The organism is Actinomadura sp. NAK00032 (assembly GCF_013364275.1).
Lineage (GTDB): Bacteria > Actinomycetota > Actinomycetes > Streptosporangiales > Streptosporangiaceae > Spirillospora.
The window spans coordinates 5,758,910-5,772,617 of record NZ_CP054932.1 but is presented as its reverse complement, the minus strand read 5'-3'; the positions used below and the strand labels follow the sequence as shown (position 1 = coordinate 5,772,617).

At 73.4% G+C, this 13,708-nt stretch carries 12 protein-coding genes; 4 read left to right on the top strand and 8 right to left on the bottom strand.

Annotation, left to right across the window (positions count from 1 at the left end; all coding sequences use genetic code 11):
• The first annotated feature begins 40 nt into the window (after window positions 1-40).
• Together HUT06_RS26950 and HUT06_RS26945 are read left to right on the top strand one after the other, a co-directional pair.
• On the top strand, window positions 41-1,477 hold the full coding sequence (locus tag HUT06_RS26950; RefSeq protein WP_176198262.1) for a sugar porter family MFS transporter: 1,437 nt from the start codon (window positions 41-43) through the stop codon (window positions 1,475-1,477).
• Window positions 1,474-2,646 (top strand): aromatic acid exporter family protein, encoded by a 1,173-nt coding sequence (locus tag HUT06_RS26945; RefSeq protein WP_176198261.1) that lies wholly within the window; start codon window positions 1,474-1,476, stop codon window positions 2,644-2,646. Before HUT06_RS26950 ends, HUT06_RS26945 begins: the two co-directional genes overlap by 4 nt.
• On the opposite strand, the gene HUT06_RS26940 is transcribed toward HUT06_RS26945, so the two are convergent.
• From HUT06_RS26940 to treS, 8 genes are all read right to left on the bottom strand, one after another.
• Window positions 2,630-3,568: an MBL fold metallo-hydrolase gene (locus HUT06_RS26940; RefSeq protein WP_176198260.1), complete on the bottom strand. Its 939-nt coding sequence runs from the start codon at window positions 3,566-3,568 to the stop codon at window positions 2,630-2,632. The genes HUT06_RS26945 and HUT06_RS26940 overlap by 17 nt on opposite strands.
• Window positions 3,569-3,630: 62 nt before the next feature.
• Complete coding sequence (locus tag HUT06_RS26935; RefSeq protein WP_176198259.1) at window positions 3,631-4,689, bottom strand: rod shape-determining protein; 1,059 nt, start codon at window positions 4,687-4,689, stop codon at window positions 3,631-3,633.
• Between the two features lie 197 nt (window positions 4,690-4,886).
• Window positions 4,887-5,780: a metal ABC transporter permease gene (locus tag HUT06_RS26930; protein WP_176198258.1), complete on the bottom strand. Its 894-nt coding sequence runs from the start codon at window positions 5,778-5,780 to the stop codon at window positions 4,887-4,889.
• On the bottom strand, window positions 5,777-6,406 hold the full coding sequence (locus tag HUT06_RS26925) for a metal ABC transporter ATP-binding protein (protein ID WP_176198257.1): 630 nt from the start codon (window positions 6,404-6,406) through the stop codon (window positions 5,777-5,779). The genes HUT06_RS26930 and HUT06_RS26925 overlap by 4 nt, the downstream gene beginning before the upstream one ends.
• 5 nt (window positions 6,407-6,411) lie before the next feature.
• Entirely contained in the window at window positions 6,412-7,335 is a 924-nt protein-coding gene (locus HUT06_RS26920; RefSeq protein ID WP_176198256.1) for a metal ABC transporter solute-binding protein, Zn/Mn family, read from the bottom strand.
• A 171-nt stretch (window positions 7,336-7,506) separates the two neighbouring features.
• Window positions 7,507-8,550: a C40 family peptidase gene (locus HUT06_RS26915; protein WP_176198255.1), complete on the bottom strand. Its 1,044-nt coding sequence runs from the start codon at window positions 8,548-8,550 to the stop codon at window positions 7,507-7,509.
• Between the two features lie 158 nt (window positions 8,551-8,708).
• A complete protein-coding gene (locus HUT06_RS26910) occupies window positions 8,709-10,148 on the bottom strand; it encodes an aminoglycoside phosphotransferase (RefSeq protein ID WP_176198254.1) in 1,440 nt (479 codons plus the stop codon).
• Between the two features lies 1 nt (window position 10,149).
• Window positions 10,150-12,057, bottom strand: coding sequence for a maltose alpha-D-glucosyltransferase (gene treS / locus HUT06_RS26905; protein WP_254715400.1), 1,908 nt, complete (start codon window positions 12,055-12,057; stop codon window positions 10,150-10,152).
• A 534-nt stretch (window positions 12,058-12,591) separates the two neighbouring features.
• Here treS and HUT06_RS26900 point away from each other — a divergent pair.
• Entirely contained in the window at window positions 12,592-12,861 is a 270-nt protein-coding gene (locus tag HUT06_RS26900; protein ID WP_176198253.1) for a hypothetical protein, read from the top strand.
• 3 nt (window positions 12,862-12,864) lie between these two features.
• Window positions 12,865-13,707, top strand: a complete 843-nt coding sequence (locus HUT06_RS26895) for an STAS domain-containing protein (RefSeq protein WP_176198252.1) — start codon at window positions 12,865-12,867, stop codon at window positions 13,705-13,707.
• Window position 13,708 lies beyond the last annotated feature (1 nt).

Below are 13,708 nucleotides of genomic sequence, written 5' to 3'. Positions count from 1 at the left end.
CGATGCGGAGACTCTGGGTAATGCGCGGTGGGGGGCGCACATGCAGGGTTTTTCGCGGGCGCGGATTCACGAGGGACCGCTCGAGGAGGTCACGCCCGAAGGGCTGCGCAAGATCTGGAGATGGGCGGTCCTGATCGCCGTCGGGGGCTTCCTGTTCGGCTTCGACACCGGCGTGATCTCCGGTGCGCTGCTGTTCATCCGGACCGACTTCTCCCTCAACTCCTTCGAGCAGGGCAGCGTCGTCAGCCTCCTGGTGCTCGGCGCCATGGCGGGCGCGCTGCTGTCCGGCCGCCTCGCCGACCGGATCGGCCGGCGCCGGGCGCTCGGCGTCGAAGGGCTCGTCTTCCTCGCCGGGACCGCGATCGCGGCCTTGGCGACCGGGCTGCCGATGCTGCTCGGCGGCCGGCTCGTCCTCGGGCTCGCCGTGGGCGCCGCCTCCGCGACCGTCCCGGTCTACCTCTCCGAGATCGCCCCGCCCGCGATCCGGGGCAGCGTGCTGACCCTGAACCAGCTGCTCATCACGGTCGGCATCCTCGTCGCCTACATGGTCAACGTCGCGTTCGCCGGCCCCGGCGACTGGCGCGCGATGATCGCCTGCGGCGCCGTGCCCGCCCTGGTGATGGTCGCCGCGGCGCTCTGGTGGATCCCGGAGTCCCCGGCGTGGCTGCTCGCCGCCGGCGGCCGCCGCGGCCGGGCGCGGGCCCGCCGGCTGATCGCCTCGGTCACCGACGAGGACACCGCCGACCGGCTCATCGAACGGCGGCTCGCGGCGGCGCGGGACCGGTCCCGCGAGGACGGCGGGCGCTCGGGGTGGCGGGCCCTGCTGTCGGCCCGGATCCGGCCCGCGCTGACCGTCGGCGTCGTGCTCGCCGCCGTCCAGCAGTTCGGCGGGATCAACACGATCATCTACTACGCGCCGACGATCATCGAGCGGACCGGGCTGAGCGCCGCCAACTCGATCTACTACTCCATCGCCATCGGCGTCATCAACCTGCTGATGACGGTGGTGGCGGTGCGGCTCATCGAGCGGGCCGGCCGCCGGGCCCTGCTGCTGTTCTCGCTCGGGGCGATGACGGTCACGATGGTGCTGCTGGGGCTGGCGTTCGTGGCCGGCTGGCCGGCCGGGCCGTCGCTGGTGTTCATGGTCCTCTACATCGCCGGGTTCGCCGTCGGGATGGGGCCCGTCTTCTGGGCGATCATCGGCGAGATCTTCCCCGGGCCGGCCCGCGCGACCGGCTCCGGCGCGTCCACCGCCGTCAACTGGGCCTCCAACTTCGTGGTGAGCCTGGTGTTCCTGCCCATCGCGAAGGTGATCGGCGAGGGCGAGACGTTCTGGATCTTCGCGGCGATCGCGCTGGCCGGGCTGCTGTTCACGGCGCGGTTCGTCCCGGAGACGCGGGGGCGCGAGTTCGCCGAGGTGGACGCCGACCTGCTCCGCCGCTTCGGCCGCCGGCGGGGCGGCGCCACCGCTGGATGACGCCCGGCCGGGCGCGGCTGCGGGCGGGCGGCGCCGACGCCTGGCGGCGGGTGCGGTCCGGGGCGTGGCCGATCGCGCAGCAGACCGCCGCCGCGACCCTCGCCTGGATCATCGCGAAGCTGTTCGGCCCGCACACCGACCCCTTCTTCGCGCCGATCGCCGCGGTCGTCGCGCTGAACACCGCGCGCGGCCGGCGCGGGGTCAACGCGGTGCGGCTGCTGGCCGGCGTGGTGCTGGGCATCGGCTTCGGCGAGCTGACCGTGCTCGCGCTCGGCGGCGGCTACGGCACCCTGGCCCTCGCCGTGTTCGGTTCGATGGTGCTGGCCCGCGCGGTCACCGAGTCGGCGCTGGTGGTCGCGCAGTCCGCCGCGTCCGCGATCCTCACCGTCACCTCCGCGGGCGGGCAGGCGGGCCCCTTCCGGATCGTGGACGCGCTGATCGGCGCGGGCGTCGCGCTGGTGTTCAGCCAGCTGCTGTTCACCCCCGAGCCCCTCGCGCTGCTGCGGCGTGCCGAGAGCGCCGCCCTGGACGGCATGGCCGACGGGCTCGACCGCACCGTCCGGGCGCTGCGCGAGGACGACGACCCGCTGCGCGAGGAGGCGCTGAACCGGCTGCGCGAGCAGCGCGACAGGCTCGCCGAACTCGCCCGCGCCGCCGAGGCCAGCACGTCCGTGCCGCGGTACTCGCTGGCGTGGCGGACGCGGCGCGCCGTGACGGCGCGGGAGGCCGCGGCCGCCGCCCGGCTCGACCTGCTCGGCGGGAGCGGCGTCCTCGTGGCGCGCACCGCGCTCACCGCCGGCCCGGAGCAGCGCCGCACGCTCGTCCCGGCCGTCGCGGACCTCGCCGCGATCGTGCGCGACCTGGCCGCCGACCCAGGCGGCCACGCCGCCCGCCGGCGCGCCGCCGAGCGGGCGGTCGCGCTGGCGGCGCGGGCCGGCGACCCGGACCTGGAGAGCGTCGCCTCCGGCCGGGACGCGGCCGCCGCGCTGCGGATGGCGGCCGTGGACGTGCTCATGTTCGCCGGCGTGGACGCGGCCGAGGCGCGGGCGGCGGTGTGGAGCGGCGCCGGCCGGTACGACGTGCCCGCGCCGCCCGGTGCGATCCGGCTGCCGCCCCTCCTGCGGCGCCTCGTCCGGCGGCGGCCCGGCCGGGTCAGGCGCGGCAGGTGAGGGGACGGCCGCCGTTGTAGGCGATCATGTCGCCGAGGGCGGCGGCGATGTCGATCTCGCCGCCCGGTGCGAGGCCGTCCAGCTCGGCGTAGGCGCGGTGCAGGTTGCCGACGAGCCGCTCGGCGTCGGTCAGCTCCGCGAACGGGCCGAGCCCGGCCTCCCGCGCGGCCTCCAGCGGCGACAGCCCGGCCGGCTTCGCCGCGGCGGCCGTCGCCTGCACGAACCGCGCGTAGGCGATGACGCCGTCGATCAGCTCGGGGCCGCCGACCGGGCCGTGCCCGGGGACGATCGTCTCCGCGCCGAGCGGGGCGACCACCTCCTCCAGCACCCGGATCGCCCCGGCGACCGACCCCTGCATCAGGAACGGGGTGCCGCCGTTGAACAGCAGGTCGCCGCAGAACAGGACGCGGCGGCCCGGGATCCAGACGATGGAGTCGTTGGTGGTGTGCGCGGGCGTCCCCACATGCCGGACCTCGCAGCGCAGGTCGTCCACCCACAGCGTCACGCCGTCGGCGTAGGTGAGGAACGGCGGCTCGATCTCGACGTCGCCCCAGTCCACTTTCGTCCAGAACGGCTCGTCGAACGGCCGGCCCCAGGCGAGCGCGCCCTCCCGAGTCCGCTCGTGGCCGACGATGGTGGCGCCGGGGAACAGGTAGTTGCCGAACGTGTGGTCGCCGTGGTGGTGGGTGTTGACCAGCGTCCGGACGGGCCGGTCCGACACCGACCGGATCGCCTCCAGGTAGGCGCGGGTGCGGCGCTCGGTCGAGCACGCGTCGACGCTGACGACCCCGCGCGCCCCGGCGAGGAACCCGGTGTTGTTGATCCACCAGGTGCCGTCGGGCTGGACGTAGGCGAAGATCCCGTCCGACACCTCCTCCAGGCGGGGGCTTCCGGGGCCGTCGAGGCCGGGCGCGTCGCTCATGACGGCGCAGTCTAACCGGGCGCCGGTCCGGGGCGACGCGCCCGCCGGCCCGGGCAGGGTGCTCAGTACTCGGGCAGGGTGGTCAGCACGTGCGGGCGCGGCGAGGACTTGCGCGCCGACGGCTCGCCGCTGCCGGCCGAGCGCAGCACCTCCCCGGCGCCGAGCACCGCCGCGTCGCCGGTGTCGTCGCCGATCCGCGCCTCCAGCCCGGTCCGCTCCCGGATCATCCGCTCCAGGCCGGGCAGCTGCGCGCAGCCGCCGGTGAGCGTGATGCCGACGCTGACCAGGTCGCCGGAGATCTCGGGGGAGCAGCCGGTGAGGCCCGCCCGGATCGCGTCCACGATCTCCGTCACCGGCCCGGCGATCGCGCGGCCGATGTCCAGCGTGGTCAGGACGACCTCGCGCGGCATCCCGGTGCTGATGTCGCGGCCGGTCACCACGGTCTGCCGGACCGGCCGCCGGCCGAGCGGCGGCACCGCCCCGACCTCCAGCTTCGCCCGCTCGGCGGCGGACTGCGACAGCGCCACGCCGTGCTCGCGCCGGACCATCGCGACGATCGCGCGGTCCAGCGCGGAGCCGCCGACGCGGGCGGTGTGCGAGGTGACGAGCCCGCCGAACGCGATGACGCCGGTGTCGGTGACGTCCGCGCCGACGCAGGCGATGACGGCGATCTCGGGCCGCGTGGACGAGGTCATCCCCATCCCGATCGCCGCGGCGATGGGCGTCGGCACGAGCGTGAGGCGCCGCGCGCCGGCCTGGTAGGCGGAGAACTGCAGGGCCCGGTAGTGCACGGAGGTCATCCCGCTCGGCACCGTGACGACGAGCCGGGGGCGGGCGGTGTAGTGGCGGCGGTGGTGCCGGCGGACGAGGTGCCGCATCAGGTACTCGGCCTCGTCGGTCTCGGTCGGCGCACCCGCCCGGATCGGCCTGACGAGCGTGACGTCGGGGTTGCGCCCGGCCATCTCCCGCGCGGGCCGCCCCAGCGCGAGGATGTGCCCGGTGTCCCGGGAGCGGGCGAGCACGGACGGCTCGCGGCACACCACGCCGCGGTCCCGCACGTGCATGCGCACGGTGTCGCTGCCCAGGTCGATAGCGGTGTCACGGCCCGCGAAATCCCACATCGCGTCCCTCCCAATCGCCCCGAAAGTCGCAAGAGTCTTGTTGATGCCCTTGCGGCCTGCGGCGATGCCCACGGGCGGGTAAGCGAATCGCAACGACCCGGTGATCACTGATCCGGCATGTCCGGAACGTCGGACGCGGTGGAGTGCCCGCCCGGCGCGCGGCACCGGGCGGGCACCAAGAGTTCCTGTGGGAACGATCAGGCGGGCACCGCGTCCGGGCGCGGCGCGGCGCGCCGCGCCGTCCAGCCCCGCCGCGCGCGGACCGCCCCGGCCGCGCGGCACACCGCGTACAGCGCGAACGAGATCGTCGTCACGTACGGGCTGACGGGGATGCTGGAGCCGATCGACAGCAGGATCCCGCCCACCACCGACACGGTCGCGAACACCGTGCTCAGCACCGGTACGAGCACCGGCGACGCGGTGACCCGCACCGCCGCTGCGGCCGGCGTGCAGAGCAGCGCGAGCACCAGCAGCGCCCCGACCACCTGCACCGACACCGCGACCGCGAGCCCGAGCACGAGCGTGAACGCCGGCGCGAGCGCCCGCACCGGGACGCCCCGCGCCGCCGCCACGTCCGGGTCGAGGCTGGCGAACGCCAGCGGGCGCCACATGAGCGCGAGGCACACCAGCACGACCGCCGACGTGCCGAGCAGCCACGACAGCCGCGGCGTGTCGATCGCGACGATCTGCCCGGTGAGCAGGCCGAACTTGTTGGCCGACCGGCCCTTGTAGAGGGACAGGAACAGCACGCCGAGCCCCAGCCCGAACGGCATCAGCACGCCGATGACCGAGCCGCGGTCGCGCGCCTTCGCGCCGAGCAGCCCGATCAGCGCCGCGGCGGCCAGCGCGCCCACGACCGAGCCGCCCGCCACGCTCAGGCCGAGCAGCAGCGCGCCCGCCGCGCCGGCGAACGACAGCTCGCTGATGCCGTGCACGGCGAACGGGAGGTCGCGCATGATGACGAACGTGCCGGCGAGCCCGCCGACGAGCCCGAGCACGGCGCCCGCGATGAGCGAGTTGCGGACGAGCCCGAGCAGCGCCCCGTAGTCCTCGAAGTTGAAGATCTCGTGCCAGATCTCGTGCCAGCTCACGCCGCCTCACCCAGCTCCAGCACCCGGTCGGCGAACGGCGCGACGGGCTCGACCTCGTGCGTGACGAACACGACCGCCGTGCCGTGCTCGCGGCGGCGCCGCTCGACGAGCCCGGCCACGATCCGCTGGTGCTCGGCGTCCAGCGACGCGAGGGGCTCGTCGCACAGCAGGATGCGCGGCCCGGTCGCGAGCGCCTGCGCGATCCGGACCCGCTGCAGCTCGCCGCCCGACAGCACGTCGAGCGGGACGTCCGCGTAGGCCGCGGCGCCCACGTCGCGCAGCGCCTCCTCGACCCGGCGGCGCGCCTCCCGGGGGCGGCGCCGCGGCCCCCACCGGTGCCCGTCGATGCCGAACCGCACCAGGTCGCGGGCCCGCAGCGGGGTGTGCGGCGGGACGGCCCGGTGCTGCGGGACGTAGCCGACGAGGTCGCTGCCCCGGCGCGGCGGGCGCCCCTGCACGGTGACCGTCCCCGCCGTCAGCCGCTGCAGCCCGAGCAGCACCCGCAGCAGGCTGGTCTTGCCCGACCCGTTGTGCCCGAGGACGACGAGGAACTCGCCCGCCGCCACATCGAGGTCCAGCCCCTTCCACACCGTCCGCTCCCCGTAGGAGAGGGCGGCGTCGCGCATGGCTATCACGACAGCGCCTTCCCCAGCGCGGCGATGTTGCCGTCCATCCAGGTGATGTAGTCGGTGCCCTCGGGCAGCGTCTCGGTGACCGGCACGACGGGCACGCCGCTCTCCTTGGCGGTCTTCTCGACCTGCTCGGTCTGCGGTCCGCTGGTCTGGGAGTTGTAGACGAGCGCCTTCACCTTCTTGCCGGTGAGCAGCGCGAGGATGTCGCGCATGGCGCGGGGCGGGACGTCGCCCTCCTCCTCGACCGCCTCGCTGAACTCCTCGGGCGTCCGGTTCTCCAGCCCGGCCGCCTCCAGCAGGTAGACGGGGACGGGCTCGGTGATGGCGACGCCGTCGCCCGCGTGCGCGGCCTTGAGCGCGGCCGCCTTCCCCTCAAGGGTCTTCAGCTTGGCCTTGAAGGCGCCGGCGTTCGCCGTGTACGTCTTCGCGTCGTCCGGGTCGGCCTCGGCGAGCGCGGCGGAGATCCGGTCGGCGAGCCGGCCGACGGACGGCAGGTCGTACCAGACGTGCTCGTTCAGCTCCTCGCCGGCCGGCGCGGTCCGCCCGGAGACCTCGACGGCGTTGAGCACGGTCGCCTTGGACCCCGCGCCCTTGAGCAGCGTGTCCATGAAGTCGTCGTAGCCGCCGCCGTTCTCGATGACGACCCCGGCCTCCGACAGCGCGAGCCGGGTGCGCGTCCCCGCCTCGAACGAGTGCGGGTCCTGCGCGGGGTCGGTGATGAACGACGTCACCTTCACCTTGCCGCCGCCGATCTGCCGGGCGATGTCGCCGTAGACGTTCGTCGAGGCGACGACGGACACCGTGCCGCCCTTCTCCTCGGCCGCCCCGGCGTCCGACGACGATCCGCATCCGGCCGCCAGCAGCGCCGAGACGGCGAGGAGGGCGCCCGCCCCGGTGACGCGGGCACGCTGAAGAGAGGTCATGAGAGGCTCCCGAGAATGAAAACGGTTTTCAGTGCAACTTAGCACGGTCTGCCGCCTTCGTCCCCCGGCCGCCGGGATCGCTCCCGCCGCGAGCGCGGCACCGCCGCCGCGGGGTCCGCGGCGGCGGTGCCTGTGGTGCGCACGAGTCGTGCGTGCGAGTGGTGCGTGCGGTCAGAGCGGTCTGCCGGACACTGTCGGCAGGTAGTCGTAGGGACCCGTGTACTTCGCCCATACGCGGTGCTGGTAGAAGGGGCGCCGCTGTGCGGGCGCCGTGGAGGCCGCTTGTGTGCGGGGCCTCGGTTCAGGCCGTGTCTTGTCCGACGGTGCGTCGCTTCGCGGGGCCTGGGCCGCGGGATCGTCCGGCTTCTGGGCGGGGCGGCCGGGTGGAGCGGCCTTGTCCGCCGGAGTGTGTCCGGGGGTGGTGATCGGGGGATTCTTGGGTGAATTGGGAACTGTGTCAGATGGTGGCGGAATTTGGGGGGTCCGCCCCTTATCTGGCGGCTGATCCGCGCGCTTCTCCGCGCTCATCCGGTCGATCTTCTCGACCAGCTCCCGCACCGAGGCCGGGAACTGCTTGTAGGCCGGGGCGCCCGGCCGGACCGCGCCGGCGAACTGCCGCTTGCGCCGCTTGCTGATCTTGTCGATGCGGACCTTCGCGCCCGAGTGCGGCGCGTGCAGGAACCGCCCGTGCCCGACGAAGAGGCCGACATGGCTGCGGCCGTGGAAGAAGATGAGGTCGCCCGGCTTGAGGGCGCCGTACTTCACCTTGCGGTCGACCTTGCGGTACTGGGCGTAGGTGACGCGCGGGATCTTCACGCCCGCCTTGCGCCACGCCGCCATCGCCAGACCGGAGCAGTCGTAGCCGCCGGGCCCGTCGGCGCCCCACCGGTAGGGCTTGCCGATCTGCTTGCGGGCGAACCGGAGCGCCTTCGCGGCCTTCGTGCGCTGGGACGCCTCGCGCGTCCGGTACCGGTCGTACGCCTTCACCCTCGCCAGCGTGGCGGAGTCCAGGTGCAGGCTCCGCAGCACCGACGGGTTGATCGCCGCGGGCGCGGGCGCGCTCAGCGGAACCGCCAGCGCGGCGCCGGTCGCCACCGCGGTGACGGCCGCCCGGAGCAGGCCCCGTTTTCGGCCCGCGGCCCGGGTGCCGCCGCTATGGCCGCCGAATGCTCCGCTTCCGGCCGCGTCCTCATGTGAATGGCGTGCGATGGACATTCCCGTTCTCTCCGTTCCCCATTGCCGGGTATCGCGTCGGCAGGTGATCATCATCCTGCCGAGAGTTCGGGTACCCGTTGATCGCCGGGGAATTGAGAGAACCGGCCGATTTTACATGATCATGGTGCGGAATTAGCCGCATTCTTCAGTGTCTTTGATCAAGCGGTCAGATGGGCGAGCGAGGTCAGCGGAACGGGCAGCCAGGCCGGCCGGTTCCGCGCCTCGTAGCGCACCTCGTAGACGGCCTTCTCGAATTCGAACGCGTGCATCAGCACCGAATGCGCGGCCGGGTCGGCGCCGCCGGCCGCCGCGTAGCCGCGGCAGAACGCGGCGCGGTTGCGCGCCGCCCACGCGTGCGCCCGGGTCTCCAGGTGCGGCCCCGACTCGGTCGGCACCGTGCCGGCCTTGGTGATGAGGAACCGCGCCGCGTACTCAAAGGAGCGCAGCATCCCGGCGACGTCGCGCAGCGGGTGCGCGAGGGCCCGCCGCTCGCTCTGCGTGCGGGCCGGCTCGCCCTCGAAGTCCAGCAGCGCCCACCCCGACTCGGTGCGCAGCACCTGGCCGAGGTGGTAGTCGCCGTGCACCCGCTGGACGGCCAGCGGCGCGGTCCGCCCGGCCAGGTCCAGGAACGCCCCGGTGAGCGCCTTGGCGTGCGGCGCGAGGCCGGGCACCGCCCGGCAGGTCGCGGTCAGCTCGGCGTTCATCCGGGCGGCCAGCGCGCGCACCTCGGCGGCGGGGACGGTCCGCACGCCGAACGCGTCGGCGAGCGCCCGGTGCACCTGGGCGGTGGCGGCGCCGAGCCGCTCGGCCTCGGCGGCGAAGTCGCCGCCGGCGACGGAGGCGTCCAGCTCCGCCCACTCGTCCCCGGACGGCAGCGGGTAGGCGAACCAGTCGCGCACGCTCGCGATCGCGAGGCTCCAACCGTCCGCGCCGGTGTGCAGGTAGTCCGACAGCAGCGCCAGCGTGACCGGCTCCGCGCCGGGCTCGCCGGCGTCGAGCTCGATCCAGCCGTGGACGGCCGGGACGTGCTCGCAGCCCTGGCGGGTGAGGGCGAGGTTGACCTCCAGGTCGAGGTTCACGCCCTGGCTCAGCCTGCGGAACAGCTTGCAGATGTAGGCGTCCCCGAACAGCAGCGAGGTGTTGCTCTGCTCGGCGGTGATGGGCAGGCTCGCCAGGTCCGTCCGGATGCGGGCGCCGCCGGCGTGGTGGAAGCGCAGCGGCCCGATCGACGCCCCGTCCGCCAGTGCGGCCAGCAGCGTCCGGGTCAGATCCGGGTCGTGGGCGGCGTCGTACGTGCGCGCCCTCGTCCCGCTCGAACCGCCCGAACCGCCCGAACCGCCGGTGTCGCGGCCGATCTCCACGTGCCGGAGCCGGTCGGGGAGGTGCCGCCGGACGCCGAGCAGGAGCTGGTAGTGGTCGGTGGTGCCGTTCTGGCGGACGTCGAGGACGAGGTGGTGCAGGGCGGGGTCGCCGGTGCGCAGCTCGGTGGCGGTGCCGATGGACAGTTCGTCGATGGGGCCGTCCTTGCCGCCGAACCAGCGCTGCCTGGGCAGCCACTCCGCGAGGTCCCGGATCAGCTCCGCTCGGGGTGGCAGCATGTCAGACGGTCCTTCCCGCGCCCACGATCCGGTCCGTGCCCGCGTCGTCCGGCGGGAGCAGCTGGAACCAGTAGAAGCCGTGCCCGGGAAGCGTCAGCAGGTACGGGAGCTCCCCGATGGCGGGGAACTGGACGCCGCCCATGCACTCGACGGGGGAGTAGCCCTCGAAGCGCCGCATGTCCAGTTCGACCGGCTGCGGGAAGCGGGACAGGTTGCTGACGCACAGGACCGTGTCCATCTCGCCCCACGGGCTCTCGTCCTCGGTGATCTCGCGGGTGAAGGCGAGGACGGAGGGGTTGGAGGCGGAGAGTTCGACGTAGGAGCCGACGCCGAAGACGGGGTGGCGCTGCCGGATCTCGATCATTTTGCGGGTCCAGTGCAGCAGGGAGCCGGGGTTGTTGGCCTGGGCTTCGACGTTGACGGCCTGGTAGCCGTAGATGGGGTCCATGATGACGGGGAGGTAGAGGCGGGCGGGGTCGCAGGTGGAGAAGCCGGCGTTGCGGTCGGGGGTCCATTGCATGGGGGTGCGGACGGCGTCGCGGTCGCCGAGCCAGATGTTGTCGCCCATGCCGATCTCGTCGCCGTAGTACAGGACGGGTGAGCCGGGGAGGGAGAGCAGGAGGGCGGTGAAGAGTTCGAGTTGGTTGCGGTCGTTGTCCAGGAGGGGGGCCAGGCGGCGGCGGATGCCGATGTTGGCTTTCATGCGGGGGTCTTTGGCGTATTCGGTGTACATGTAGTCGCGTTCTTCGTCGGTGACCATCTCCAGGGTGAGTTCGTCGTGGTTGCGCAGGAAGATTCCCCATTGGCAGGATTCGGGGATTTTGGGGGTCTGGGCCATGATCTCGGAGATGGGGTAGCGCTGTTCGCGGCGGACGGCCATGAAGATGCGGGGCATGACGGGGAAGTGGAAGGCCATGTGGCATTCGTCGCCGCCGGCGGCGGGGTCGCCGAAGTACTCGACGACGTCGGCGGGCCATTGGTTGGCTTCGGCGAGCAGGACGCGGTCGGGGTAGAGGCGGTCGACTTCGGCGCGGACGCGTTTGAGGTAGGTGTGGGTTTCGGGGAGGTTCTCGCAGTTGGTGCCTTCGCGGGCGTACAGGTAGGGGACGGCGTCGAGGCGGAATCCGTCGATGCCCAGGTCGAGCCAGAAGCGCAGGTTCTCCAGCATGGCGTCCTGGACGTCGGGGTTGTCGTAGTTGAGGTCGGGTTGGTGGGTGAAGAAGCGGTGCCAGTAGTACTGGCCGCGGACGGGGTCGTAGGTCCAGTTGGACTGCTCGGTGTCGACGAAGATGATGCGGGCGTCGGGGTAGCCGGTGTCGTCGTCGGCCCACATGTAGAAGTCGCCGAAGGGGCCGTCGGGGTCGGTGCGGGAGGCCTGGAACCAGGGGTGCTGGTCGGAGGTGTGGTTCATCACCAGGTCCGCGATCACCCGGATACCGCGCGCATGGGCCTGCTCGATGAGTTCGACGAAATCGCCGAGTTCCCCGAAGTCCGGCAGGATGCTGGTGTAGTTCGCGATGTCGTAGCCGCCGTCTTTGAGCGGTGACTGGTAGATGGGCAGCAGCCACAGGCAGTCGATGCCGAGCCATTGCAGGTGGTCGAGTCTGGAGATGAGGCCGCGCAGGTCGCCGTAGCCGTCGTTGTTGGAATCGGCGAATCCCCGCACCGAGACCTCGTAGAACACCGCCGTCTTGAACCAGTGGGGCGTGCGCGGAGTGCCCTCGTCGAACGGGTCGGGGACGGCCCCGGCGGCCGGCGCCGCTCCCGCCGCGGACCCGCCGGCCGGCCGGGCGGGGCCGGTGCCGCCGGCGGCGCGCGGGCCGCCGCCCGCGCCGGTTCCCGTCTCCGCCTCGGGCGCGGTGACCTGGTCGGATGTGCTGCGGGCGGAGTCGTTCGGCAGGCCGTGCATGGGTCACCCCGGGTGTGTTGGAGACATCTAGATCAGCAATGCCCGCCACCGGCGCGGGGGACGTTCGCGACAGGCAACCATCCGTAAAAGATTCAGTACGGAGCGTGACCGGTGCGGCGGTTTCGGTTGCCCGGCGGCCCCGTCCGCCGGACGTGCGGCGGCAATGCCCGGGGCAGTTCGCCCGGGCCGCGCGGGACCGCCGGCCGCCGTCCCCGGCCGGGACGGGTCATCGCCCGGCACCCGGCCGGGCACGGCCCGGGAAAGTCGCGCAAAAACCCGGCTGTGCACGGCTCGTTCGCTGGTGCTCCGGCTGTCGAAGACTTGCCGCGCGACGGTTGTGTCATGTCCGTGTTTTTAGGTTCGTCGCTTTTTCCATCCCAGGCCCCGGGTAGGTCGCTTCCAAGCTCAGAACCCGCCCCCACCGGCGGGTTCTGATCCGTTCGGACGGTTTTCGGTTTTCCGTCCAAAGTGATCGGAGGGACAGTGGAGCGCTGGGAGAAGTCGCCATCGGTCGTACCGACACGCGATTCCCTCGTGGCGCGGCTGCGCGTTCGCTTCGCCGACATTCCGGCTGAGAACGTGCGCCGCTGCGTCGACGACCTGTGGTGCTGCTGCACCCATCTCGGGGTGCGGCCCGAGGAGGGGACCATCGAACGCCTCGCCGCGTCCCGGCTGACCGGTGTCGTGCGGGGCGGCCGGCCGCCCTATCCGGACGGCCGGACGGTGTCCAGACCGCCCGGCTCCTCCCTGCCCGCCCCGCACCGGCCCGCGCCCGCGGCCGCCGGAACTCCGATCGGGATGTGACGCATGAAGGACACGACCATGCCGGGCCTCGGCATCGAGACCCGGCGAGGGTTCATCGTGCTCAGCCTGCCCGCGCAGATCAGCTGGCAGAACTACGCGGGCGTCCGGGAGGGGGTGAGCAGGGCCCTGTCCATGGCCGCCGGCGGCCGGACGCAGGGGCGGCGGCGCACGGGGGTCGTCGTCGACTTCGGTGACACCGTGCTGCTGGACGCGGCCGGGCTGGTCCTGCTGGCCCGCGCCGAGACCCGCGCGCAGCTGCTCGGCTGCCCGCTGCGCGCCGTGGTGCCCGCCCTGTCCGCGCACGTGCGGCGGGCGCTGCACCTCACCGGGCTCGCGCAGCTCGTGCCGGTGTTCCCGGACGTCGCGTCGGCGACCGGCACGCCCGTCCCGCCCGCGCCGGCGGGGGACGTCGACACCACGCACGTGCTCGACGCCATCCGCGCCCTGCATCCGGGGGACGCCGGGCTGACACCGACGCCGCCCGCGCCGTCCGAGCTGATGATCACCACGACGGAGGCCGGGGACGGCGACCACACGGTCGTCCACCTGTCCGGCGTGCTGGACGAGGTCACGGTGCCCCGCCTCGGGGAGACGCTGACCACGCTGGTCGAGGGCAACCTGCGGCACCTCATGGTGCGGATGCACGAGCGCCTCGGCATCCGCTGCGACCCGCTGCCGATCCTGCTCGGCATCCGCTGGCGCGTCGCCGCCGAGGGCGGCTGCCTGGCGCTGCCCGCGCTGCCGGCCCGGCTCCGCGAGATCATCGACCGGGAGGGGCTCGGCTTGGTGTTCACCGGCTGCCGCTCCATCGAGGACCGCCTGCTCGGCGGCGCCGGGCCGGCCTGAC